Genomic DNA, 26,302 nt, shown 5'->3' with positions numbered 1-26,302 from the left:
GCACACGCTGAGAGGACTTTTTTTATACCATTACTCTCACGCAAGAAAAAAGTTTGGAGGTGTAGAGCATGCAAGAGAAAGCTGTCGTTTTAGATGACCAAATGATTCGCCGCGCTTTAACACGAATTAGTCATGAAATCGTGGAACGAAATAAAGGTGTCGATAATTGTGTTCTTGTCGGAATTAAAACTCGTGGAATTTTTATTGCACAACGTTTGGCAGAACGAATTGGTCAAATTGAAGGAAAAGAAATGGAAGTTGGAGAGTTAGACATTACGTTATATCGTGATGATTTAACACTACAATCGAAAAATAAAGAACCACTTGTAAAAGGTTCTGATATCCCTGTAGATATTACGAAGAAAAAAGTTATCCTTGTGGATGACGTATTATATACAGGAAGAACAGTTCGAGCAGCAATGGATGCTCTTATGGATTTAGGTAGACCATCTCAAATCCAATTGGCGGTTCTTGTTGATAGAGGTCATCGCGAATTACCAATTCGCGCTGATTATGTAGGGAAGAATATTCCAACATCAAGTGAAGAGCGTATCGAAGTTGATTTGCAAGAGACAGATCAACAAGATCGAGTAAGCATATACGATAAGTAAAGCCCTTTTAAATGTAGTCCTGTGAGGCTGCCAAAGGGTCTTGGCTTTCATATGTCAAATTTGGCATACGAAAGTGTAGGACTCTTTGTGCACAGGCACAAAGAGTTTTTTTATTGCAAAGATTTAAACTGAAGGAGGATGTAACAATGGAACAAAAGCCAGTGTTAGACGTTAATGAAGTACCGAAACCGGGAAAATGGTTATTTTTAAGTATACAACATTTGTTCGCGATGTTTGGATCAACAGTGCTTGTTCCGTTTTTAACAGGATTGAATCCATCAGTAGCATTAATATCAAGTGGATTAGGAACGTTAGCATTCCTTCTTATAACGAAAGGTCAAGTACCTGCTTATCTAGGATCATCATTCGCCTTTATCGCACCGATTATAACAGCGAAAACGGCAGGTGGACCGGGAGCGGCAATGCTTGGTGGCTTGCTAGCAGGACTTGTGTACATCTTAATCTCACTCGGAATTAAGAAATCAGGATCAGAGTGGATTATGAAATTACTACCACCAATCGTAGTTGGTCCAGTAGTAATGGTAATCGGTCTAGCTTTAGCACATACAGCAGTTAACATGGCGATGAACGGTGCGGATGGCAAATATAGCTTTACACACTTTTCAGTAGCGTTAGTAACATTAGCAATTACAATTATATGCTCGATATTTGGAAGAGGATTTTTCAGTATCATACCAGTGTTACTTGGCATTATCGGCGGATATATCTTCGCTTACTTCCAAGGGCTAGTAGACTTAAAGCCGGTAGCTGAGGCAAAATGGTTTGTTGTACCAGATTTCACAGTACCATTTGTAACATACACACCAGAGTTTTCATGGAAGATTGTACTCTTGATGGTACCAGTTGCACTAGTAACAATATCAGAACATATCGGACATCAAATTGTTCTTGGAAATGTTATTAAAAGAGATTTAATTGAAAAACCAGGTTTACACCGTTCAATCTTCGGTGACGGAGTAGCAACATTAATCGCGTCACTAATCGGTGGGCCACCGAATACAACGTATGGTGAAAACATCGGTGTGCTAGCAATTACGAGAGCATACAGTGTATACTTATTCATCGGTTCAGCAGTATTCGCAATCATGTTCGGATTTATCGGTAAGATTTCTGCACTGATTCATTCGATCCCAACACCAGTTATGGGTGGTGTATCAATCTTACTATTCGGTGTAATCGCATCAAGCGGATTACGCATGATGGTAGATGATAAAACAGATTTAAGTGACAAACGAAACTTAATGATTGCATCAGTAATATTAGTAATCGGTATTGGTGGAGCGGTACTTCACGTAGGAGAATCATTCCAAGTAGAAGGAATGGCACTAGCAGCAATTGTAGGTGTACTGTTAAATCTACTACTACCGGAAACGAAACAAATAAAACAATCTAAGCAGATTGCTTCATAATAATAACCTTTTAATTCAGTCCTGTGAGACCGGAAAGGGTGGCTTCTTTCTTGCACCCTAGTCTCACACGATTAGGGTATTTTTATGCAAAGGTTGTTATGAAAATTCAAAAGTGGTAACATAAAAATCAGAAAGATGAGGGATGACGATGAGCCATTTGTTAACGATGAGTGAATTATCGGAAGTAGAAATTTCAGAAATCCTAAAAGATGCAGAAGATTTTGCGAATGGAAAAGAGAGCAAAACGACAGAGCAAACTTTTGTTGCGAACTTGTTCTTTGAGAATAGTACGAGAACGAGATTTAGCTTTGAAGTTGCTGAGAAGAGATTAGGACTTGATGTTTTAAACTTTTCAGCTGATGCATCTAGCGTACAAAAAGGAGAAACTCTATACGATACGATAAGAACACTAGAATCAATCGGAACAAAAGCAGTGGTCATCCGCCACGAGCAAGATCGCTACTTCGATGAACTAAAAGATCAGGTGAATATTCCAATCTTAAATGCTGGAGATGGATGCGGAAACCACCCAACACAGTGCCTACTGGACCTTCTTACAATTAAACAAGAGTTTGGAAGATTTGAAGGTTTGAAGATTGCAATAGTAGGAGATGTTCGTCATAGCCGAGTAGCACGTTCTAATGCAGAAGCATTAACGAAGCTTGGTGCAACAATTTACTTTGCAAGTCCAGAAGAGTGGAAAGATGAAGACAACACATTTGGAACATACAAACCATTAGATGAACTTGTTCCAGAAGTTGATGTAATGATGTTACTCCGTGTACAACATGAGCGTCATGATCATTATGAAACAGACATTATGAAAGAATATCATGAGAAACACGGATTAACAGTAGAAAGAGAAAAGCGTATGAAAGAAGGAAGCATTATTATGCATCCAGCTCCTGTAAACCGTGATGTTGAAATTGCAAGTGAACTTGTTGAGTGTGAGCGTTCACGTATATTTAAACAAATGGAAAATGGAGTTTACGTAAGAATGGCTGTACTAAAACGCGCCTTACCAAATGTATTAGGAGGAATGAAACATGAATTATTTGTTTAAAAATGGTCGTTATATGAATGAAGAAGGAAAAATCGTAGCAACGGATCTTCTCGTACAAGACGGTAAAATCGCTAAGGTAGCAGAAAATATTACGGCAGATAATGCTGAAGTAATCGATGTGAACGGAAAGTTAATCGCACCTGGATTAGTAGATGTACACGTACATCTTCGTGAACCAGGTGGTGAACATAAAGAAACAATTGAAACAGGTACACTAGCAGCGGCAAAAGGTGGATTCACTACAATTTGCGCAATGCCAAATACACGCCCAGTACCAGATTGCAGAGAACATATGGAAGACTTGCAAAAACGTATTGAAGAAAAAGCTCATGTTAACGTACTACCATACGGAGCAATTACAGTACGTCAAGCTGGTTCTGAAATGACAGATTTCGAAACATTAAAAGAACTTGGAGCATTTGCTTTCACAGATGACGGCGTAGGCGTACAAGATGCGAGCATGATGTTAGCGGCTATGAAACGTGCAGCAAAATTAGATATGGCAGTAGTTGCGCACTGTGAAGAGAATACGCTTATTAATAAAGGTTGTGTACATGAAGGGAAGTTTTCTGAGAAACACGGATTAAACGGTATCCCATCAGTATGTGAATCTGTACATATTGCAAGGGATATACTGCTTGCTGAAGCAGCAGATTGCCACTATCACGTATGTCATGTAAGTACGAAAGGTTCTGTACGTGTAATCCGTGATGCGAAACGCGCTGGAATTAAAGTAACAGCAGAAGTAACACCGCATCACCTAGTGTTATGTGAAGATGATATCCCATCAGCTGATCCTAACTTTAAAATGAACCCACCGCTTCGTGGAAAAGAAGACCATGCAGCATTAATTGAAGGTTTATTAGATGGAACGATCGATATGATCGCAACTGACCATGCACCGCATACAGCGGAAGAGAAAGCACAAGGAATTGAAAGAGCACCGTTTGGAATTACTGGTTTTGAAACAGCATTCCCGCTTCTATACACAAACCTTGTGAAAAAGGGAGTTATTACGCTAGAACAGTTAATTCAATTCTTAACAGAAAAGCCAGCTGATACATTCGGCTTAGAAGCAGGTCGCCTAAAAGAAGGTAGAGAAGCTGATATTACAATCATTGATTTAGAACAAGAAGAAGAGATTGACCCAACAACATTCTTATCAAAAGGAAAAAATACACCATTCGCAGGTTGGAAATGCCAAGGATGGCCGGTAATGACAATCGTTGGTGGTAAGATCGCATGGCAAAAGGAGAGTGCATTAGTATGAAAAGACAACTTATCTTAGAAGATGGAACAGTATTAATTGGAACAGGTTTCGGAGGCGAAATCGAAAAGTCAGGTGAGGTTGTATTTACAACAGGAATGACTGGATATCAAGAAACATTATCTGATCCATCATATTGCGGTCAAATCGTAACATTCACGTACCCATTAATCGGAAACTACGGCATTAACCGTGACGATTTTGAATCCATTCACCCATCTGTAAATGGTTTAATCGTAAACGAAATTTGTGATCACCCATCAAACTTCCGTAATGAAATTTCGTTAAATGATTACTTGAAAGAAAGAAATATCCCAGGATTAGCAGGGATTGATACGAGAAAATTAACGAGAAAAATTCGTCAATACGGTACATTACGTGGACGCCTTTGTAACATGGATGCAGATGTAGAGTACATTGTAAGCCAATTAAAAGCGACAGTATTTACAGATCATGTAAAACGCGTATCAACGAAAGATCCATACCCAAGCCCAGGTCGTGGTCACCGAGTTGTACTAGTAGACTTCGGTATGAAACATGGTATTTTACGAGAATTAAATAAGCGTGACTGTGATGTAATTGTAGTTCCTTACAACACAACAGCGGAAGAAATTTTACGCCTTAGCCCAGATGGAATTATGTTAAGTAATGGACCTGGAGATCCGAAAGATGTACCAGAAGCAATTGAAATGTTAAAAGACATTATCGGTAAAGTTCCTTTATTCGGAATTTGCCTAGGACATCAATTGTTCGCTCTAGCATCAGGTGCAAATACAAGTAAGTTGAAATTTGGTCACCGTGGTTTAAACCATCCAGTAAAAAATCTTGCAACTGGAAAAGTAGCAATTACATCTCAAAACCACGGATACGCAGTAGAAGAAGAATCAGTTGAAAATACAGATCTTGAAATTACACATGTTGCTTTAAACGATGGAACGGTAGAAGGTCTTCGTCATAAGAAGTTCCCGGCATTTACAGTACAATACCATCCAGAAGCTTCAGCGGGACCAGAAGATGCAAATGATTTATTCGAAGATTTCTTAACAATGATTGAAAACTTCAAGAAAGAAGGGGAAGAGTTATGCCAAAACGCCTAGACATTAACACAATTTTAGTAATCGGATCAGGACCAATTGTAATTGGGCAAGCAGCGGAGTTTGACTACTCTGGTACACAAGCTTGTCAATCTCTTAAAGAGGAAGGTTACAAAGTAATCCTTGTTAACTCTAACCCAGCAACAATTATGACGGATACTGCAACAGCAGATAAAGTATACATCGAGCCATTAACATTAGAATTCGTAAGCCGTATTATTCGTAAAGAACGTCCTGATGCAATCCTACCAACATTAGGTGGTCAAACAGGTTTAAACATGGCTGTTGAACTTGCAAAATCAGGCGTACTTGACGAGTGCGGAGTTGAAATTTTAGGAACAAAATTATCAGCAATCGAGCAAGCGGAAGATCGTGATTTATTCCGTACATTAATGCAAGATTTAAATGAACCAACACCACCAAGTGAAATTATTCATAACCTTGATGAAGCATATGGATTTGTAAACGAAATTGGTTACCCAGTAATCGTTCGACCAGCGTTCACATTAGGAGGAACGGGCGGCGGAATTTGTCATAACGAAGAAGAGCTAATTGAAATCGTAACAAGTGGTTTAAAACATAGCCCAGTAACACAATGTTTATTAGAGAAAAGTATTGCTGGCTGTAAAGAAATTGAATACGAAGTAATGCGTGATTCAAATGATAACGCGATTGTAGTGTGTAACATGGAAAATATCGATCCAGTTGGTGTTCATACAGGTGATTCAATCGTTGTAGCACCGAGCCAAACGCTAAGCGACCGTGAATACCAAATGTTACGTAACACGTCATTACGAATTATTCGTGCACTAGGAATTGAAGGTGGATGTAACGTTCAGCTTGCACTAGATCCATATAGCTTCCAATACTATGTAATCGAAGTAAATCCACGTGTAAGTCGTTCATCTGCACTAGCATCTAAAGCAACTGGATATCCAATTGCGAAATTAGCAGCAAAAATTGCAGTCGGCTTAACGTTAGATGAAATCGTAAACCCAGTAACACAAAAAACTTACGCTTGCTTCGAGCCAGCGTTAGACTATGTTGTTTCAAAAATTCCACGTTGGCCGTTTGATAAGTTTGAATCAGCGAACAGAACGCTTGGAACACAAATGAAAGCAACTGGTGAAGTTATGTCAATCGGACGTAACTTAGAAGAATCATTACTAAAAGCAGTTCGTTCTTTAGAGCTTGGCATTTATCACTTAGAATTAGACCACTTAAAAGAACTTGATAAAGAAACGATGAAAAAACGTATCATTAAAGCGGATGATGAACGACTGTTTATTGTAGCAGAAGCAATTCGCCAAGGTGTAACGAAAGAAGAAATCAATGAATGGTGTGAAATGGACTTCTTCTTCTTACAAAAAGTTGAAAACATCGTAAATATGGAACGTGAAGTAAAAGCGAATGTAGGAAATATGGAAGTACTACAAACTGCAAAAGAAATGGGCTTCAGCGATCACTACATTGCAGCAGCTTGGAACAAAACGGAGCGCGAAATTTACGATATGCGTAAAGAAAATAATATGATGCCAGTATTCAAAATGGTAGATACTTGTGCGGCAGAGTTTGAATCTGCAACGCCATATTACTACAGCACATATGCGGACGAAAATGAATCGATTGTAACAGATCGTAAGAGTGTAGTAGTTCTAGGATCTGGTCCGATCCGTATTGGTCAAGGTGTTGAGTTTGATTACGCAACAGTTCACTCAGTATGGGCAATTAAAGAAGCTGGATATGAAGCAATTATCATTAACAACAACCCAGAAACAGTTTCAACAGACTTCAGTATTTCTGACAAATTATACTTTGAACCATTAACGATTGAAGATGTAATGCATATTATCGATTTAGAAAAACCAGAAGGTGTTATCGTTCAGTTCGGTGGACAAACGGCAATTAACTTAGCAGCGAAACTAGAAGAACACGGTGTGAAAATTTTAGGAACATCACTTGAAGACTTAGACCGTGCAGAAGATCGTGATAAATTCGAAGCTGCTTTAACAAAACTTGGCATCCCGCAACCAGTTGGTAAAACAGCAACGACTGTAGAACAAGCGGTAGCAATCGCAGAAGAAATTGGTTACCCAGTATTAGTAAGACCATCTTACGTACTAGGTGGACGTGCGATGGAAATCGTATATCGTCAAGAAGAACTACTGCACTACATGAAAAATGCAGTTAAAGTTCATGCAGATCACCCAGTATTAATCGACCGTTACATGGTTGGTAAAGAAATTGAAGTAGATGCAATTTCCGATGGTGAGAATGTATTCATTCCAGGTATTATGGAACATATTGAACGCGCTGGAGTTCACTCTGGTGACTCAATTGGAGTATATCCACCACAAAGTTTATCTGAAAAACTAAAAGAACAAATCATTGAACATACAATTGCACTTGGAAAAGGATTAAACATTGTTGGATTACTAAATATCCAGTTTGTAGTATTCAAAGATCAAGTGTACGTAATTGAAGTAAATCCACGTGCAAGCCGTACAGTACCGTTCTTAAGTAAAATTACAGGCGTACCGATGGCGAATGTTGCAACGAAAGTTATTTTAGGGCAAGACCTAGTAGAGCAAGGATACGGAACTGGCTATCACCCAGAAGAGAAAGAAGTATATGTAAAAGCTCCGGTATTCTCATTCGCGAAACTACGCTCAGTTGATACAACATTAGGACCTGAAATGAAATCAACAGGGGAAGTAATGGGTAAAGACTTAACGCTTGAAAAAGCATTATATAAAGGATTAGTTGCTTCTGGAATTAACATCCCAACGCACGGCTCAGTAATCATTACTGTAGCGGATAAAGATAAAGAAGAGGCGATGGAAATTGCAAAACGTTTCCACGAAATCGGCTATAACTTATTAGCAACAGCTGGAACAGCACAATCATTAGAAGAGCAAAATATCCCAGTACAAGTTGTAAACAAAATTGATTCTGAAGACTACAACTTACTAGATATTATCCGTCAAGGAAAAGCACAGTTTGTAATTAACACATTAACAAAAGGTAAACAACCAGCGCGTGATGGTTTCCGCATTCGCCGTGAATCAGTAGAAAATGGTGTGGCTTGCTTAACATCACTTGATACAACAAGAGCAATCTTACGAGTATTAGAATCTATGACATTCTCAGCTCATTCAATGAAAGAAATTACGCAAACAAAGCGTCACGAGGTGGTACATGCATGATGCAAAAGCAAAATATGATCGTCGTTAACCAAAAAGAAATCGCAAAAAATATTTACGAATTAGTGCTTCAAGGAACGTTAGTACAGCAAATGAACGAACCAGGGCAGTTTGTACACATTAAGGTAGCAGAGGGCATTGCGCCCCTTCTGCGCCGCCCAATTAGTATTTGTAATGTAGATCAAGAGAAGAACGAATTTACAATGCTATATCGTGCCGAAGGACAAGGGACAAAAACATTAGCAACTAGAAAACAAGGTGAAATGGTAGATGTACTAGGACCATTAGGACACGGTTTTCCTGTAGAAGAAGCAGAAGCTGGTCAAACAGCTTTACTAGTAGGTGGGGGAATTGGTGTACCACCACTTTATGAATTATCACAGCGCCTCGTTGCAAAAGGTGTACGTGTTATTCACATCTTAGGCTTTCAAACGAAAGATGTAGTTTTCTATGAAGAAAAATTTGCAGAACTTGGTGATACGTACGTTGCGACAGTAGACGGTACACACGGTACAAAAGGATTTGTCACAGATGTAATTGATAATTACGGAATTGACTTTGATATTCTTTATTCATGTGGTCCGCTAGCGATGCTTCGTGCACTAGAAGGACGTTACAAAGAGAAAAAAGCCTATATTTCATTAGAAGAACGTATGGGCTGTGGTATTGGAGCTTGTTTCGCATGTGTATGCCACTTACAAGAAGATCCAAGTGGACATTCTTACAAGAAGGTGTGTAGCGACGGACCAGTATTTCCAATCGGGGAGGTTGTACTATGAACAGATTGCAAGTTGAATTACCAGGATTATCATTAAAAAATCCAATTATACCGGCATCTGGATGCTTTGGGTTTGGTCGTGAATATGCACAGTTTTACGATTTAAGTGTACTAGGATCAATCATGATTAAAGCGACGACAGAACAACCACGTTATGGAAATCCAACGCCTCGTGTTGCTGAAACACCAGGGGGCATGCTAAATGCAATCGGACTTCAAAACCCGGGATTAGACAAAGTAATGAATTCGGAATTACCATGGTTAGAACAATTTGACCTTCCAATTATTGCAAACGTTGCAGGCTCACAAGCTGAGGATTACGTAGCGGTTGCGAAGGAAATTTCTAAAGCGCCTAATGTCCATGCACTAGAATTAAACATTTCTTGTCCGAACGTAAAAACAGGTGGTATCGCCTTTGGTACAAATCCTGAAATTGCTGCTGATTTAACGAAGCGAGTAAAAGAGGTTTCTGAAGTACCTGTATACGTGAAATTGTCACCGAACGTGGCAAACATAGTAGAAATTGCAAAAGCGATTGAAAATGCAGGTGCAGATGGTTTAACGATGATTAATACATTGCTTGGTATGCGTCTAGATTTAAAAACAGCTAAACCAATTTTAGCAAACCGTACAGGCGGATTATCAGGTCCTGCGATTAAGCCAGTAGCAATTCGCATGGTACATGAAGTAAGCCAAGCGGTTAACATTCCAATTATCGGAATGGGTGGTATTGAAACAGCTGAAGATGTAATTGAATTCTTCTATGCTGGCGCAAGCGCAGTTGCAGTAGGTACAGCGAACTTTATCGATCCGTTCGTATGTCCGACAATTATTGAAGAGTTACCAGCATTATTAGATGAATTAGGATTTGATCACATTTCGGAATGTCAAGGAAGGAGCTGGAAGCAAACATGTCACAGTCGTTAATCGTTGCACTAGATTTTCCAGGGAAACAAGAAGTAGAACAATTCTTACACCACTTTGAAGGGGAAGAGTTATTTGTCAAAGTAGGTATGGAGTTATTTTACAAAGAAGGCCCTGCGATTATTACGTACTTAAAAGAAAAGGGACATAAGATCTTCTTAGATTTAAAACTTCATGATATTCCGAATACAGTAAAAAGCGCTATGCGTAGCCTAGCTAGTCTAGATGTTGATATGGTAAATGTTCATGCTGCTGGGGGAAGCAGCATGATGAAAGCTGCGATTGAGGGATTAGAGGAAGGTAAGCAAGAAGGAAAAGAGAGACCGATTTGTATTGCAGTTACACAACTAACAAGCACTTCGGAAGCTATGATGAAAAAAGAGATCGGCATTGAGAAAACGTTAGAAGAAGCGGTTGCTCATTATGCAAAATTAACGAAAGAAAGTGGACTTGATGGCGTTGTTTGTTCAACACTTGAAGTTCCAAAATTACGTGAAGTATGCGGAAATGAATTTGTAACAGTAACACCGGGGATTCGTCTTGCAAGCGATGATGTAAATGACCAAGTGCGCGTAGCAACACCGAAACGTGCGAGGGAACTTGGCTCAAGCTACATCGTAGTTGGACGTAGTATTACAAAAGCAGAAAATCCGCTTGAAGCGTATAAAACAGTAAAACAACAGTGGGAAGGTGTAACAGTATGAAAAAAGAAATCGCATCGCATTTATTAGAAATTGGAGCAGTATTTTTACAACCGAATGATCCATTCACTTGGTCTTCAGGTATGAAATCACCAATTTATTGTGATAACCGTTTAACTTTATCTTATCCAAAAGTACGTCAAGCGATTGCAGCTGGATTAGAAGAGTTAATTAAAGAGCACTTCCCAACTGTAGAAATTATTGCAGGAACAGCAACTGCTGGTATTGCGCACGCTGCATGGGTAAGCGATCGTATGGATTTACCAATGTGCTACGTACGTAGTAAAGCAAAAGGTCACGGTAAAGGGAACCAAATCGAAGGAAAAGCTGAAAAAGGTCAAAAAGTCGTAGTAGTAGAAGACTTAATTTCAACTGGCGGTAGTGCAATTACATGTGTAGAAGCACTTCGCGAAGCTGGATGTGAAGTATTAGGAATCGTATCAATCTTCACATATGAGTTAGAAGCAGGAAAAGAAAAACTAGAAGCAGCTAACGTAGCATCATATTCTTTAAGTGATTACAGTGCATTAACTGAAGTTGCAGCAGAAAAAGGTATGATTGGACAAGCTGAAACGAAAAAATTACAAGAGTGGCGTAAAAATCCAGCAAACGAAGCTTGGATCACAGCGTAACACGAAAAAAACGACTGCGGGGGAACGCGGTCGTTTTTTTATATTATTGTTAAAAATTCAAGTAAAGTTCCATCAATATCAAAGAAAATCATATTACAATCTCCTTAACTACTTAGTGCTTTCTGCAAGCTTATATCTTTTTACAAACAATAGAGTCACATAAGAAACAATAAATGAGAAAATGCTATACATGCCGACCCAAAAGAAAAATTTTGGAGTAAAGGCGATAACACCTATTATTAAAAAACTAGCAAACGTTACAATCGGCATTACGTAATACGTTTTCGTTTTGCGTGTTCCAATAACAGATACGATAAAGATAAATAATGGACAAATTAATAAGACGAAAATCAATTCATTCATAGGTATGTCCCCTTTTCTAATTGCAGTAATCTGTTTCTCGTAAACGTTTTGAAATAATTACTCTCCTAATATAATTTCGCTGAGTAATAACGAATCCCTCTTGAAAACTGATAATTCATGATGAATTTTACAAGCAAAAAACGTAAGCAAGAGAACACTTGCTTACGTTATAGGATAAACATCGCAACGATCGTGGTGACAATTAAACCGATAACAACCGGTAAAAAGTTTCGGCGTGCAAGTTCAAATGGATCGACTTTACAAATCGCAGCAGCAGGAATAAGTGCCCAAGGAATTAACGTCCCGCCCCCGGTCCATATAGCTGCAATTTGCCCGAGTGCTGTTAATGTAGCTGTTCCATGGCCAAGTGCTGTTCCAAAAAGATTGGCAATGGAACCAGCAAGTGATATACCTGAAAAACCTGATCCATCTAAGCCGGTAATGACACCCACGATGGTTAATGTCCCTGCCGATACATATTGATTTAAAGGAACAGTTTGAGATAAAGCGATGCCTAAGTCGTTAATGATTCCGTGTGAACCTTTCGGTAAATAGTCTCCGATAATTTTCACAAAGCCACTATCTCCTAAATAAAAGAGTGCAGCGATAGGAATAACTGGTCCGAAAATTTTAAAGCCAAATTGGAGCCCTTCTATGAAATAATCGGTTGTTTTATTCAGTCCATTACCTTTGTAGGCGATGAGAGAAATGATGATAATCATAATAACAGTTGTTCCGCCGATAAGTGCAGTTGCGTCGCTTCCTTGTAGTTTAAATTGAATCATGCAAAGGATATCAATGATATATACGATAGGGATACAAATAGCGAGCCATTTCTTTGTGCGAGGAGATAATGAAGTGAGCGTTTTAGAAGACTCAGTTGATAGAATAGATTCTTGTATAGCTAAGCCTGTATGAAACTCTTTTCGTAAGAAGAAAAAAGCGACGGAAGTTGTCACAACGCCCATAACGATAACGAGTGGAACACTTGCAGATACGACGCTGGAAACAGGGAGACCAGCCGCGTCTGCAGTTAATTTCGGTGCACCTTGAATAACGAAGTCTCCAGATAAGGCGATGCCGTGTCCAAATAAGTTCATAGCAATTGCAACCCCAATTGGAGGAAGGCCGACACGTACAGCAACCGGTAATAAAATAGCTCCCATTAAGGCGACAGCTGGAGAAGGCCAAAAGAAGAAAGAAATGGTCATCATTAAAAGGCCGATAATCCAGTAGGCGAGTGTAGGTGTACGAATCATTTTTGTAAATGGTGAAATCATCGTATCATTTATGCCAGTATGAACGAGTAAATTGCTCATTGATACGATAATGGAGATGATTAATATAGTTGGTAATAGCTCAGTAATGGCGTAAATGAAACTTTGAAAAATCCCGCTAATGGCAAGAGGGATAGAACTTGTTGCAGTTAATGCTAATAAAAAGATAAAAACGATACAAATGATAGTCGTATCTTTCCGGAGAATAAAAAAGGTAATAATAGTGAGTAAACAAATAATGTAGAGAGCGTGTAATAGCGTTAATTCAACTCCCATAACATTCACATCCTTTAGGCATTCGTGTAGTTTATTGTATGAAAGCAGTGAAAGTATGTGAGTATAGGAAAAAGAAAAAAGTAAAATTTCATGTACTGTAATGATGAGAACGATAAATGGATGTTACAATACAGTTAATCCTAAAAAATGAATAAAAGAAAGTGCCACCTTATCTGGTGGCACTTTCTTATTTTACTGCATGAGCTTTTTGCATCTTCCTAATTAAGCGAATTTGTCCGCGATGATTGATTTCATCTTCAAATACGTGAAACCATTTAAAGTAGTTGTTAGCTGGTTTGTCATACCAAAAGTCTGTCGTTTTAAATAGCCATTCATCAGGTAAAGATTGAAATGTTTCAATTGTTTTAGAGCGTACTTCTTGTAATGTATTAATGTAAAATTCTAAAGAGTTTCCTTTTATTTTTTCTCGTCCAAGATTCCCTAACTCAATAGCTGGCAACCAATGTTCTAATTCAGCTTCCGTCGGTTCACGATCCTCAAAGGTATGGATTTGGTAGTAAAATTCAATAGCAGCCATGTGATATAACAGCATGCCAATTGAATTGGCTTCTTTATCATATAAATAATCAAGTTCTTCAATTGTTAAACTTTCCACTGCTTGCATTGTTGTATAACGAGCGTAATTCATCATGGAAACAAGTTTTGAAAACTCAACTTGTAAACCATCTATTTTATCAATTACAAAATTCAATTTAAATTCCCCCTCTTTAAATGAACACTCCAGAGAAGGAATTCTATGTGTAGAAAAAAACTCCTTTTAAAAAGGCCATGATTTTAACAAGGGATTACAATTAGTTCTCTATTTGATTTTGTAATAACTTCATATCCGTCTTTTGTAATGACGATATCATCTTCAATTCTACAACCGCCCCAGTTCGGTATGTAAATGCCCGGTTCAACTGTAACAACCATACCTTCTTTTAATGTAGCTTTACTTTCTTGGGATAAGCGAAGAGGTTCATGTATTTCTAAGCCAAGACCATGACCAGTAGAATGACCAAAATATTGACCATATCCACAATCTGTAATGTAGTTTCTTGTTACATCATCGATACTTTTCGCAGTTTCTCCAGGCTTAATCGCTTCAGTCCCACGTTTTAACGCTTCTCGTACAACATTGTATATTTTTTTGAATTCTTCCGATGGTTCCCCTATTGCTACGGTACGTGTTATATCGGAACAATATCCGTCGTAAAGTGCACCAAAGTCTAATGTAACGATGTCGCCTCGTTCAATTATTTTATTTGATGCAACTCCATGTGGAAGAGAAGAACGAACACCAGAAGCTACAATAATTTGAAATGATGAAGATGTAGCACCTTTTTTTCGCATGAAAAATTCTAATTCATCTCGTACAGCATTTTCACTTATTCCTGGTTTTAGAAACGTAAGAATGTGATGAAATGCTTCGTCCGCGATATTAGCTGCAATTTTCATTGTTTCTATTTCAGGCGTGTCTTTAATGATACGAATATTTTCGATAATTTCGCACACTTGAATCATTTCCGCCTGTACGTATTTTTGCAAGTTTTTATATTGTTGCAATGTCATGTTGTTTTCTTCAATTCCAAGTTTTTGAATGTTTAATTTCGATACTTGATGTGCAATTTCTTTTTCTAAATTTCCTTTATGCATAATAATTTCAGCATCTTTTATTTGTGATTTCGCTTGATCTACATAGCGGAAATCAGTGATGAAAACAGCTTGATCGGCAGAGAGTAAGACGACGCCAGCACTACCTGTAAAGCCTGTTGCATATTGGCGGTTTTCTTTTTTTGTAATAAGTAACCCCTCAATTTCATAGTTTTGTAGTTGATTTTGGATTTTATTAATTTTTAAAGTCATGTTAATTCCTCCTATTCATAGTATTGAATAAAGCAAATAGCGTGCCAAAATGTATATTTGAAGAAAGGATAGTAGGGACAACATATATTTTAGGGGAGATAAAAAAATAGCCCGTAATTTGTGGGAGACGGTTTGTTCATAAAATCTAGATTGCTTCAATGAATAGCAGGGGGATGGGGAAAAATGATTGGAGTTACACTTGTACTTTATTTACATGCTGTAAAAAATTTTATACAAATGTGAAATGATACTGTCAATTTTTTTGACAATATTGAATGGATATAGCAACGAAATTGAAAACATATAAAAAATGCGCTGCATACAAGCAACGCATTTTTTTATTTATGCTTTTAATTTCATTACAATATCAGCATCTGGTGTTACATATACGGTTTGCTGATTGTCGTACGTAACAAAACCAAGTTTTGCACCACTCGGTTTTTTGACATGGCGTATTTTGGTGAAATCAACAGGTACAGAGCTAGACTCTTTCGCTTTACTGTAATAGGCAGCAATTTTGGCGGCTTCTAGTAAAGTTTCTTCAGCAGGCTCTAAAGAACGAATGACAACGTGAGAGCCAGGTATATCTTTCGTATGTAACCAAATTTCATCACGGCGGGCAAACTTCGTTGTTAAATAATCATTTTGTTTATTGTTTTTACCAACGAAAATCTCTGTGCCATCACTTGCTACATATTTATCTAATACTGGTTTAGTAGGCTTTTTCTTTGCGTTTTTCGTTTTGCGATTGCGCACATAACCTTCTTCAGCTAATTCCTCACGAATTTCTTCAATGTCTTTTGAAGAAGCAGCTTCCATTTGTTGAAGTAAGCTATCAAAATAAAGAATTTCTTCATTTGTTTTTTCGATTTGTTCTTCTACAACAGCAACCGAATTTTTTGCTTTTTGATACTTTTGGAAATAGCGTTGTGCATTTTCAGATGGTGTTTTTAAAGGATCTAATGTGATTTTTACAGTTCCACCATCCTCATCGTAATAATTAACGACCTCAATATCTTTATCGCCCTTTTTTAAAGCGTACATATTGGCTGTAAGTAGCTCTCCAAATAGTTGATATTTATCTGCTTTTCCAGCATCTTGCAGTGTTTTTTCGAGTTTAATGAGTTTTTTCTCGTTTTTATTTTTTTCGTTTTGCATAAAGCGTTCTAAATCATGAGCTTGTTGTTTTACACGATCACGTTCTGCTTTGCCAAAGAAGAAACGATCTAACAATTCGCTCACTGATGAGAATGTTTTTTCTTCTCCTTGCAAGTGTGTAAGAGGGAAAAGATAAAAGAATTCTTTTCCATTTGCAGTAATCATTGTAGGTGTATATGCATGAGATAGTAATGGTGTTTGTATAGAGAAAAATGCTTCTGATAATGCTTTCTCGTTTACCATACCGGCTTTCTTTACTACTTCTTTTGCAAATAATGGGGATATTCCCATGAAAGCACCGACGAGTTGTTTATCCATATTTCCAGATAGAAAGTCTAGCGGTCTAATAAAATCATCTGCGGTTTCAATTTGCAGAGGATTGATTTTATGTTGGGCTGGTGGCGCGACGTACTCAGCACCAGCATATACAGTTCGGTGACGGTTTACGGCTAATGAAACGTGTTTTAAGCTATCTAAAATCACGTTTGTTTTCGTATCTAATAAGATAATGTTACTATGTCGTCCCATTATTTCAATTACTAATGTTTTTAATGATTCGTCTCCGATTTCATTACGACTGCGAACTGTAATTTGAATAATGCGTTCTAAGTCGATTTGTTCAATTTTTTCAATAAATCCACCTTCTAAATGTTTGCGAAGAAGCATACAGAACATCGGCGGTATTGCTGGCGAATCGTAGTTTTGATTCGTTAAGTGCATACGCGCATATGTAGGATGAGATGAAAGAATTAGTTTTTGGTTCTTTCCATTCGCTCGAATATGTAATAAAATCTCGTATTTTGAAGGTTGATATATTTTGGAAATTCTTCCTGTGTAAAGAGAATTTTCAATTTCATGTGTAATCGCTCTTGTAAATAATCCATCGAATGCCATAAATGAACACTCCTTTCTAACTAAATGTTAATTATAGCATTTTTTTGGACGAGGCTGAATAAGCTTTCAATAGAGTATGTCTGGAATCAGGAGGTCGATAGCAGGATGAACTGGTATGGAATGCGAGCACATGAAGTGGAAGAAAGAACGAATACGAATGTAAAGGTTGGACTTACAGAGAAAGAAGCAGAAGGGCGAGTAAAGAAATTTGGTACTAATGAATTAGAAGAAGCAAAAAGGCCTTCTGCACTAATGGTATTTTTAGCACAGTTTAAAGATTTCATGGTACTCGTTTTGTTTGGAGCAACAATTGTTTCTGCGTTTTTAGGTGAATACATTGATTCTATTGCTATTGTTGCCATTGTTATTATCAATGGTATTCTCGGCTTTTTTCAAGAAAGAAAAGCTGAAAAATCATTGGAAGCTTTAAAGGAACTAGCTGCCCCGCAAGTTACTGTAATGCGGAATGGAAAGTGGGTAAAAGCACCATCTAAAGCACTTGTTTTAGGTGATATTATTAAGTTTTCCAGTGGTGATCGTATTGGGGCTGATGTGCGTCTTGTTGAGGCATCAAGTTTATATATTGAAGAGTCTGCTTTGACAGGGGAGTCCGTACCTGTACAAAAGAAGGTAGAAGCACTGCAAGGGCAAGATGTTGCAATTGGGGATCAAAAAAATATGGCTTTTATGGGGACAATGATTACGCGAGGATCTGGTACAGGAGTCGTTGTAGCAACTGGTATGAATACAGCGATGGGGCAAATTGCAAATATGTTGCAAAATGCAGAGCAAATGGAAACGCCACTGCAAAGAAGGTTAGAACAGCTCGGAAAAATATTAATTATTGTAGCTCTTATTTTGACAGCGCTCGTTGTATTGGCTGGTGTGTATCAAGGGAATGAAGTATATCATATGTTTTTAGCTGGCGTATCGCTAGCTGTTGCGGCTATTCCAGAAGGATTGCCAGCAATTGTTACAGTAGCTTTATCACTTGGTGTACAGCGTATGATAAAAAAGAGAGCAATTGTAAGGAAGTTACCGGCCGTAGAAACGTTAGGCTGCGCTTCTGTTATATGCTCTGATAAAACGGGAACAATGACACAAAACAAAATGATGGTAACACATATGTGGTCAGGCGGAGAATTGTGGAAAGTGACAGGGCAAGGATATGAACCTAATGGCTCTTTTATGAAAGGTGAAAAAGAAGTGAATCCAGCTAAGACAAAATCACTTTATCAGCTACTTACATTTGGTTCACTATGTAACAATGCAAATATTATTCAAAAGAAAAAGGCGTACGTATTAGATGGGGATCCAACAGAGGGAGCGCTTGTAGCTGCAGCAATGAAAGCTGGGATAACACGTGAGGCATTGAAAGGGAAATTTGAAATTATTCGTGAATTTCCATTTGATTCAACTCGAAAAATGATGAGTGTTATTGTACGAGATCGAGAGGGGAAAAAGTTTATTGTTACGAAAGGAGCACCGGATGTTCTTTTGCAAATGAGTCAAACAATCTTATGGGGGGATAAGCAGCAGCCGTTAAGTGAGCTATATAGAAAAGAAGTACAGGCGGCTATTCATAGCTTAGGTAGTCAAGCGCTTCGAACAATTGCAGTTGCGTTTAAACCTTTAAAAGTCACGGATTCTATTGAACATGAAAGAGACGTTGAAAAAGATTTTATGTTGGTTGGGATACAAGGTATGATTGACCCGCCAAGGCCAGAAGTCGCGCAGGCGGTAAAAGAGTGTAAAGAAGCTGGTATTCGAACAGTAATGATTACAGGTGATCATAAAGTGACAGCAATGGCGATTGCTGAACAATTAGGAGTTTTACCACCAGATGGACGCGTTGTTGAAGGAGTAGAACTCGCGAATATGGATGTGGAGGAATTAGAAAATGTTGTAGAAGATACGTATGTATTCGCTCGTGTATCACCTGAGCATAAATTGAAAATTGTTAAAGCATTGCAAAATCAAGGACATATAGTAGCGATGACAGGTGATGGAGTGAACGATGCTCCAGCTATAAAAACAGCGGATATTGGGATAGCGATGGGGATTACAGGGACAGATGTTGCAAAAGAAGCCTCTTCACTTGTTTTACTAGATGATAATTTTGCTACAATTAAGTCAGCGATTAAAGAAGGAAGAAATATATACGAGAACATACGTAAGTTCATTCGCTACTTATTGGCGTCAAATGTTGGAGAAATTTTAGTTATGTTATTTGCGATGTTACTTGCATTACCACTGCCGATGGTTCCTATTCAAATTTTATGGGTGAACTTAGTTACTGATGGTTTACCAGCGATGGCATTAGGTTTGGATAAGGCTGAAGGAGATGTGATGAAGAGAACACCGCGTCACCCGAAAGAAGGGGTATTCGCTAGAGGGCTTGCGTGGAAAATAATAAGTCGAGGGTTTTTAATTGGAGCAGTGACGTTAGTGGCGTTTATTATTGCGTATAACCAACATCCAAATGAACTGAAATATGCACAAACTGTAGCGTTCGCGACGTTGGTACTTGCACAGCTTATTCATGTATTTGATTGTCGTAGTGAGCATTCTGTCTTTCACCGTAATCCATTTGGGAACGTGTATTTAGTAGGGGCGGTTATTATTTCGTTACTACTTATGCTAGTGGTTATATATTATCCACCGTTACAACCGATCTTTAGCACAATGCCGATACAAGCAAGAGATTGGTTATTAATTGGAGGTTTGTCATCAATTCCGACTTTCTTACTAGTAGGTTCTTTATTAACAGGGAAAAAGGCTAAGAAGAAAAAGCCGATGTTATATAAGAAGGGATTAAACTTGAAATAGTCAATGTTATGAAAATGTGATATAATTTACAGAAGGTAGTAGAGCCTTGTCTCTATTACCTTTTTCATTGAGTTATTTTATGGCTTGGATGTGATAAAAATGATTTCTAGTATGACAGGGTTTGGAAGATCGAAAGTAGAAAGTGATACTTTTCAAATTACAGTAGAAATGAAATCGGTGAACCACCGTTTTTTAGAGATGAGTATTCGACTTCCTAAGCAAATGATGGTATTTGAGGACAAAATTCGTAAAATAATTGCACAGCAAGTTCGACGTGGGCGCATCGAAGTGTCTATTAGTATAGCAGGTGAAGGACTTGTTGAAAGAAAATTAAGTGTGAATTGGTCACTTCTTGAGCAGTACCAATCGATGATGGAAGATATAAAAGGGAAATTTCAATTACAAGATTCTATTACACTCGAACAATTAATGGCAATGCCAGAAGTAACAGCAATTGAAGAAATAGAAAATGTAAATGAACATTTTGAGAACAGTTTATATGAGGCTGTTCGTCAAGCTGCTCATATGTTGAAAACGATGAGAGATGGCGAAGGAGAACGATTACATAAAGATATAGCGTATCGTTTACAAGAGATTAGCAATTGTGTAAATGCGATTATTCCACATGCACCAATTGTTACACAAAAATATCGTGAACGATTAGAAAATCGCTTAAAAGAATTACATAATCAAGATCTAGATGAACAAAGATTGCTAACAGAAGTCGCAATCTTTGCAGAGCGTTGTGATATTCATGAAGAGTTAGTTCGTTTGCAAAGTCATTTAGAGCAATTTCGTGAAACATTGCAGATTGAAGAGCCTGTTGGAAGGAAAATGGATTTCATCGTGCAAGAGATGCATAGAGAAATTAATACGATTGGTTCTAAGGCAAATGACTTAACAATTTCAAAATATGTTGTAGAAATGAAAAATAACCTTGAAAAAATTCGTGAACAAGTACAAAATATTGAGTAGCTTTCAAAAAATATATAAAGTTATACGTGGTGGAGAAATCGGATAGACTTACTAGGAGGCGCAAACTATGGCCATGCGGTTTTTAAATATTGGATACGGAAATATTGTATCTGCTCATCGAATTATTGCTATTGTAAGTCCGGAGTCAGCTCCTATTAAACGAACAGTACAAGAAGCACGGGAACATAATGCTTTGCTTGATGCTACGTATGGGAGAAAAACAAGGGCGGTTATTGTTATGGATGATGGGCATGTTGTATTAAGTCCAATTCAACCAGAGACGATTGCACATCGTTTGAATAATAAAGAAGATTTAAGTGAGGAAGGGTAGGTTTTACATATTTATGAGAAGTAGAAGAGGATTGCTCATCGTTCTTTCAGGGCCTTCTGGGGTTGGAAAAGGGACGGTTCGTAAAGAGCTGTTTAGCCATGAGGATACACGTTTTCAGTACTCTATTTCAGTAACGACACGTAAGCCGCGTGAAGGTGAAGTAGATGGTGTGGATTATTTCTTTAAAGAAAGAGAAGAATTCGAGGAAATGATTCGTAATGAAAAATTACTTGAGTGGGCTGAGTTCGTAGGTAATTATTACGGAACACCGATTGACTATGTTGAAAAAACATTACAAGAAGGAAAAGATGTATTCTTAGAAATTGAAGTGCAAGGAGCAATTCAAGTTAAGAAAGCTTTCCCAGAAGGTGTATTTATTTTCTTAGCACCTCCAAGTTTATCTGAACTAAAGAGCCGTATTGTCGGACGTGGTACAGAGACTGAAGATGTTATTGAAAATCGTTTAACTGTAGCGAAAGAAGAAATCGAGATGATGGACGCTTACGACTATGTAGTAGAAAACGATCAAGTTGAATTAGCTTGTGATAGAATTAAAGCAATTGTGGTTGGCGAACATTGCCGCCGCGAAAGGGTAGCAAAATATTATAAAGAAATGACGGAGGGTCTATAATTATGTTAAATCCATCAATTGACTCATTACTACAAAAAATCGATTCTAAGTACACTTTAGTAACAGTGGCTGCAAAACGCGCACGTGAAATGCAACTTGCTAATAACTGTGTTGTAGAAAAACCTGTTTCTCATAAATGTGTAGGTAAAGCATTAGAAGAAATCGATGCAGAAGCATTAAGCTACGTACCAAGTGAAGATAAAGTAGCTGAATAAGCCTTTGCCTTCGACAAAATAAAACATAGACTTTATAATTTTCTATGTAACGGTAACAACCTATTTACAAGTAGGTTGTTATTTTTTTACGAAAGGAATGAAATATCGGTACTGACGAGCTGAGAATTCTATTTCAGTATTATAAGTTTGAAAAAGAAAGAGGACGAGTCATATGCTAAAAGGGAAAAAGATACTTCTATGTGTAACAGGAGGCATTGCGGTTTTTAAAGCAGCTGCGTTAACGAGTAAATTGACACAATCTGGCGCGATTGTCAAAGTAATGATGAGTGAGTCGGCAATGAAGTTTGTTACGCCTCTTACATTCCAAGCGCTTTCTCGCCATGATGTATATACGGATACATTCGATGAGAAAGACTCAGCTGTTATTGCTCATATTGATTTAGCAGATTGGGCGGATGTTGTACTTGTCGCACCTGCTACTGCCAATTGTATTGGAAAGTTAGCTGGTGGTATTGCAGATGATATGATTACAACTACTTTGTTAGCTACTACAGCTCCGGTATGGATTGCGCCTGCTATGAATGTGCATATGTATGAAAATAAAATAGTTCAAAAAAATATGATGACATTGAAAACGCTAGGATATACATTTATTGAGCCTGGGGAAGGCTTTTTAGCATGTGGATATGTAGCGAAGGGACGACTAGAAGAACCTGAAGCAATTATTGCACGGTTAGAGGAAGCTTTCTCAGAACACAAACCATTGCAGGGAAAAAGAATATTAATAACTGCTGGCCCAACACGTGAAAAGGTTGATCCAGTTCGTTTTATGACGAATTTTTCTTCTGGGAAAATGGGGTATGCGATTGCGGAAGTGGCAGCGAATTTAGGCGCTGATGTTATACTCGTTTCAGGACCGACAGCATTAAATCCACCGTTACATGTAACGACAGTGCAAGTGGAATCTGCACAAGATATGTTAGAAGCAGTTCTTCAACATTATCAAAACGTAGACGTTGTCATTAAAACAGCAGCAGTTGCAGATTATCGTCCGAAATATGTGCATGAGAATAAAATGAAAAAGCAAAATGGTGATGCTGTCATTGAACTTGAAAGAACGGTGGATATTTTAAAAACGTTAGGTCAGAAAAAGGATAAACAGTTACTTATCGGTTTTGCTGCTGAAACGACAAATGTAGAGGAATATGCAACGAAAAAACTACGTGAGAAAAATGCAGATATGATTGTCGCGAATGATGTAAAAGCGCAAGGAGCTGGATTTGGCACGGATACGAATATTGTAACAATGTATAGAAAAGATGGAAAAGTTATTGAGTTGCCACTTTTAATGAAAAAAGAGGTAGCTCGTGAAATATTGAAGCAAATTGAAATGATGTTAGAAGATGATCGTTTATGAAATTTGCAAGTGTAATTGTTGATGTACCTGCCCGTCAGACAGATCGACCATTTGATTACATTATTCCTAAAAAATGGGAAGATATTGTACAGACAGGAATGCGTGTAGTAGTTCCGTTTGGGCCAAGAAAATTGCAAGGTTTTATTATTGGGATTAAAGATTCGGTGGATGTAGAAAGTAAGAAGTTAAAGACAATCCATGAAATATTAGATGTAACACCGGTTTTAAATGATGAATTATTAAAGCTTGGATATTGGCTTACAAGTGAAACGTTATGCTACATGATTTCAGCTTTTCAAGTGATGCTTCCAACTGCGATAAAAGCAACGTATAAAAAACGTCTACAACTTTGTAAACAGGAAGAAATAGCACCTGAAATACTATATTTATTTCAGGATAAAGAAGCAATTGATTTTGAAGTAATCGAGCAACAGCCACATTTATACCGAACTATTCAACAAGAAATTAAAAATGGTACGGTTGAAGTCGTTTATCAAGTGAAAGATAAAGTACAAAAGAAGAAGCAAAGAGTGGTTCAGCCGGAGTTGCCAGAAGATAAATTGGAATTAGCGGCATTTGAACTGAAAAGTAAAAAACAACAAGATGTACTTTATTATTTTGTGGAAAATTATAAAAGTACACCGTTGAAAGTAATTACAGAAGAGTTACAAATAACAGATGCTCCAATAAAAGCACTTGTTAAAAAGGGATTCATTTCAGAAAAGTATGTGGAAGTATACCGAAATCCGTATGACGATGATGATTTTGAACAAACAAAACCATTTCCACTTACGGAGGAACAAAAACAAGTTATTACACCGATTTTATCATCAATTACAAATGAAACTTATAATCCATTTTTGCTATATGGTGTTACAGGAAGTGGAAAGACAGAAGTATATTTACAATCTATAGCAGCAGTGCTCAAGAAAGGAAAAGAAGCTATCGTTCTTGTTCCTGAAATTGCACTAACGCCCCAAATGGTGGATCGTTTTAAAGGTAGGTTTGGCTCGCAAGTTGCAGTTCTTCATAGTGCGTTGTCTGTTGGAGAAAAGTATGACGAGTGGCGTAAGATTTTAAGAAAAGAAGTGAAAGTTGTAGTTGGTGCGCGTTCAGCTGTTTTTGCGCCTTTTGAGAATTTAGGGATTATTATTATTGATGAAGAGCATGAATCAAGTTACAAACAAGAAGATAATCCGAGGTATCATGCAAGAGATGTAGCTGTCTGGAGAGGACAATATCATAAATGTCCTATCGTTCTTGGTAGTGCGACACCAACACTTGAATCGTTTGCAAGGGCGAAAAAAGGTGTTTATGAACTATTAACAATGGAAAAACGTATGAATGAACAAGCTTTACCAACGGTAGAGATTGTTGACATGCGAGAAGAACTTCGTGACGGGAATCGATCAATGTTTTCTAAGGCGCTGCATGAAAAAATAGCAGATCGATTAGAAAAGAAAGAACAAATGGTACTCTTTTTAAATAGAAGAGGTCATTCTACATTTGTTATGTGCCGTGATTGTGGGTATGTTGTCCAATGTCCGCATTGTGATATTTCATTGACATATCATAAAATGAATCATCGTTTAAAATGTCATTATTGTAGTTACGAAGAGAATATGCCAACTGAGTGTCCAGCTTGTCAAAGTACATACATTCGTTTCTTTGGTACAGGTACACAAAAGGTAGAAGAAGAAATTACAAAACTATTTCCAGAGGCGCGAGTCATTCGAATGGATGTAGATACGACAAGTCGAAAAGGAATGCATGAAAAATTATTAAAGGCGTTTGGGGAAGAAAAAGCAGATATATTACTTGGAACACAAATGATTGCTAAAGGATTAGATTTTCCGAAAGTAACGCTCGTTGGGGTTTTAACTGCAGATACGATGCTTCACTTACCTGATTTTCGGGCGAGTGAAAAGACATATCAGTTATTGACGCAAGTAAGTGGACGAGCGGGTAGACATGAATTGCCAGGGGAAGTTGTGATTCAAACGTATACGCCAGAACATTACAGTATAGAGTTAGCGAAGAACCAACAATATGATGTGTTTTTTGACCAAGAAATGCAAATGAGACGAACAAGACAATATCCCCCATATTACTATGTTGTACTCGTAACTGTATCTCATCCAGAATTATTAAAAGCGGTACAAGTGACGGAAAAAATTGCCTCGTATTTACGAACGCATTGCTCACAGCAAACAATGGTGCTAGGACCAGTTGCTTCAGCGATTCCAAGGATAAAAGATAGATATCGTTATCAATGCATGATAAAATACAAACGGGAACCAAACTTAAAGAACGTGCTCAAAATGGTAAATGAACATTATCAAGCAGAAATGCAAAAAGAGCTACAAATCTCAATTGATTTTAATCCAACAATGTTAATGTAGCGGA

At 37.7% G+C, this 26,302-nt stretch carries 22 protein-coding genes; 17 read left to right on the top strand and 5 right to left on the bottom strand.

Annotated elements, in window-relative coordinates:
* Positions 1–68 precede the first annotated feature (68 nt).
* The 10 genes from pyrR to pyrE all read left to right on the top strand — a co-directional run bounded on the left by pyrR (position 69) and on the right by pyrE (position 11,703).
* Entirely contained in the window at positions 69–611 is a 543-nt protein-coding gene (gene pyrR, locus ACTFN4_RS01785; protein ID WP_001156491.1) for a bifunctional pyrimidine operon transcriptional regulator/uracil phosphoribosyltransferase, read from the top strand.
* A gap of 146 nt (positions 612–757) precedes the next feature.
* Positions 758–2,041 carry a uracil permease gene (uraA, locus tag ACTFN4_RS01780; RefSeq protein WP_000435928.1) on the top strand — a complete coding sequence of 428 codons (1,284 nt, stop codon included), beginning with the start codon at positions 758–760 and terminating at the stop codon, positions 2,039–2,041.
* 148 nt (positions 2,042–2,189) lie between these two features.
* Complete coding sequence (pyrB, locus tag ACTFN4_RS01775; RefSeq protein WP_000018849.1) at positions 2,190–3,104, top strand: aspartate carbamoyltransferase; 915 nt, start codon at positions 2,190–2,192, stop codon at positions 3,102–3,104.
* Positions 3,088–4,374 (top strand): dihydroorotase, encoded by a 1,287-nt coding sequence (gene pyrC, locus ACTFN4_RS01770; RefSeq protein WP_001108368.1) that lies wholly within the window; start codon positions 3,088–3,090, stop codon positions 4,372–4,374. The genes pyrB and pyrC overlap by 17 nt, the downstream gene beginning before the upstream one ends.
* Positions 4,371–5,468 (top strand): carbamoyl phosphate synthase small subunit, encoded by a 1,098-nt coding sequence (locus ACTFN4_RS01765; RefSeq protein WP_000828680.1) that lies wholly within the window; start codon positions 4,371–4,373, stop codon positions 5,466–5,468. The genes pyrC and ACTFN4_RS01765 overlap by 4 nt, the downstream gene beginning before the upstream one ends.
* On the top strand, positions 5,453–8,671 hold the full coding sequence (carB, locus tag ACTFN4_RS01760) for a carbamoyl-phosphate synthase large subunit (RefSeq protein ID WP_001126101.1): 3,219 nt from the start codon (positions 5,453–5,455) through the stop codon (positions 8,669–8,671). The genes ACTFN4_RS01765 and carB overlap by 16 nt, the downstream gene beginning before the upstream one ends.
* Positions 8,668–9,447: a dihydroorotate oxidase B electron transfer subunit gene (gene pyrK / locus ACTFN4_RS01755; protein ID WP_000983359.1), complete on the top strand. Its 780-nt coding sequence runs from the start codon at positions 8,668–8,670 to the stop codon at positions 9,445–9,447. The genes carB and pyrK overlap by 4 nt, the downstream gene beginning before the upstream one ends.
* Positions 9,444–10,373, top strand: a complete 930-nt coding sequence (gene pyrD, locus ACTFN4_RS01750; RefSeq protein WP_001081049.1) for a dihydroorotate oxidase B catalytic subunit — start codon at positions 9,444–9,446, stop codon at positions 10,371–10,373. Before pyrK ends, pyrD begins: the two co-directional genes overlap by 4 nt.
* Entirely contained in the window at positions 10,358–11,074 is a 717-nt protein-coding gene (pyrF, locus tag ACTFN4_RS01745; RefSeq protein ID WP_000083510.1) for an orotidine-5'-phosphate decarboxylase, read from the top strand. Before pyrD ends, pyrF begins: the two co-directional genes overlap by 16 nt.
* The gene (gene pyrE, locus ACTFN4_RS01740; RefSeq protein WP_000711440.1) at positions 11,071–11,703 is read left to right on the top strand and encodes an orotate phosphoribosyltransferase; all 633 of its coding nucleotides are present in this window, start codon (positions 11,071–11,073) and stop codon (positions 11,701–11,703) included. The genes pyrF and pyrE overlap by 4 nt, the downstream gene beginning before the upstream one ends.
* A gap of 108 nt (positions 11,704–11,811) precedes the next feature.
* On the opposite strand, the gene ACTFN4_RS01735 is transcribed toward pyrE, so the two are convergent.
* The 5 genes from ACTFN4_RS01735 to ACTFN4_RS01715 form a co-directional block, all read right to left on the bottom strand.
* Entirely contained in the window at positions 11,812–12,066 is a 255-nt protein-coding gene (locus ACTFN4_RS01735) for a YbeF family protein (protein WP_001003919.1), read from the bottom strand.
* A gap of 167 nt (positions 12,067–12,233) precedes the next feature.
* Complete coding sequence (locus tag ACTFN4_RS01730) at positions 12,234–13,619, bottom strand: membrane protein (protein WP_000537875.1); 1,386 nt, start codon at positions 13,617–13,619, stop codon at positions 12,234–12,236.
* Between the two features lie 187 nt (positions 13,620–13,806).
* Positions 13,807–14,331 carry a DinB family protein gene (locus tag ACTFN4_RS01725; RefSeq protein ID WP_001012048.1) on the bottom strand — a complete coding sequence of 175 codons (525 nt, stop codon included), beginning with the start codon at positions 14,329–14,331 and terminating at the stop codon, positions 13,807–13,809.
* 83 nt (positions 14,332–14,414) lie between these two features.
* The gene (locus ACTFN4_RS01720) at positions 14,415–15,485 is read right to left on the bottom strand and encodes a M24 family metallopeptidase (protein WP_000172817.1); all 1,071 of its coding nucleotides are present in this window, start codon (positions 15,483–15,485) and stop codon (positions 14,415–14,417) included.
* A gap of 342 nt (positions 15,486–15,827) precedes the next feature.
* Positions 15,828–17,537 (bottom strand): Rqc2 family fibronectin-binding protein, encoded by a 1,710-nt coding sequence (locus ACTFN4_RS01715; protein ID WP_000863284.1) that lies wholly within the window; start codon positions 17,535–17,537, stop codon positions 15,828–15,830.
* 105 nt (positions 17,538–17,642) lie between these two features.
* On the opposite strand from ACTFN4_RS01715, the gene ACTFN4_RS01710 reads away from it, so the two are divergent.
* The 7 genes from ACTFN4_RS01710 (at position 17,643) to priA (ending at position 26,298) form a co-directional block, all read left to right on the top strand.
* Positions 17,643–20,366 (top strand): calcium-translocating P-type ATPase, SERCA-type, encoded by a 2,724-nt coding sequence (locus ACTFN4_RS01710; RefSeq protein WP_001104778.1) that lies wholly within the window; start codon positions 17,643–17,645, stop codon positions 20,364–20,366.
* A gap of 99 nt (positions 20,367–20,465) precedes the next feature.
* Positions 20,466–21,341, top strand: a complete 876-nt coding sequence (locus tag ACTFN4_RS01705) for a YicC/YloC family endoribonuclease (RefSeq protein WP_000625866.1) — start codon at positions 20,466–20,468, stop codon at positions 21,339–21,341.
* 67 nt (positions 21,342–21,408) lie between these two features.
* Positions 21,409–21,672 carry an extracellular matrix/biofilm regulator RemA gene (gene remA, locus ACTFN4_RS01700; protein ID WP_001251456.1) on the top strand — a complete coding sequence of 88 codons (264 nt, stop codon included), beginning with the start codon at positions 21,409–21,411 and terminating at the stop codon, positions 21,670–21,672.
* A gap of 13 nt (positions 21,673–21,685) precedes the next feature.
* Entirely contained in the window at positions 21,686–22,303 is a 618-nt protein-coding gene (gene gmk, locus ACTFN4_RS01695) for a guanylate kinase (RefSeq protein ID WP_001257741.1), read from the top strand.
* 2 nt (positions 22,304–22,305) lie between these two features.
* The gene (gene rpoZ, locus ACTFN4_RS01690) at positions 22,306–22,518 is read left to right on the top strand and encodes a DNA-directed RNA polymerase subunit omega (protein ID WP_000933960.1); all 213 of its coding nucleotides are present in this window, start codon (positions 22,306–22,308) and stop codon (positions 22,516–22,518) included.
* A 172-nt stretch (positions 22,519–22,690) separates the two neighbouring features.
* On the top strand, positions 22,691–23,896 hold the full coding sequence (gene coaBC, locus ACTFN4_RS01685) for a bifunctional phosphopantothenoylcysteine decarboxylase/phosphopantothenate--cysteine ligase CoaBC (RefSeq protein WP_000911750.1): 1,206 nt from the start codon (positions 22,691–22,693) through the stop codon (positions 23,894–23,896).
* Positions 23,893–26,298, top strand: coding sequence for a primosomal protein N' (priA, locus tag ACTFN4_RS01680; RefSeq protein WP_000666720.1), 2,406 nt, complete (start codon positions 23,893–23,895; stop codon positions 26,296–26,298). Before coaBC ends, priA begins: the two co-directional genes overlap by 4 nt.
* Positions 26,299–26,302 lie beyond the last annotated feature (4 nt).

The sequence above is a fragment of the Bacillus cereus group sp. MYBK95-2 genome, from assembly GCF_051915225.1.
Lineage (GTDB): Bacteria > Bacillota > Bacilli > Bacillales > Bacillaceae_G > Bacillus_A > Bacillus_A cereus.
The sequence above is the reverse complement of the archived record's forward strand: the minus strand, read 5'-3'. Positions and strand labels throughout refer to the sequence as shown.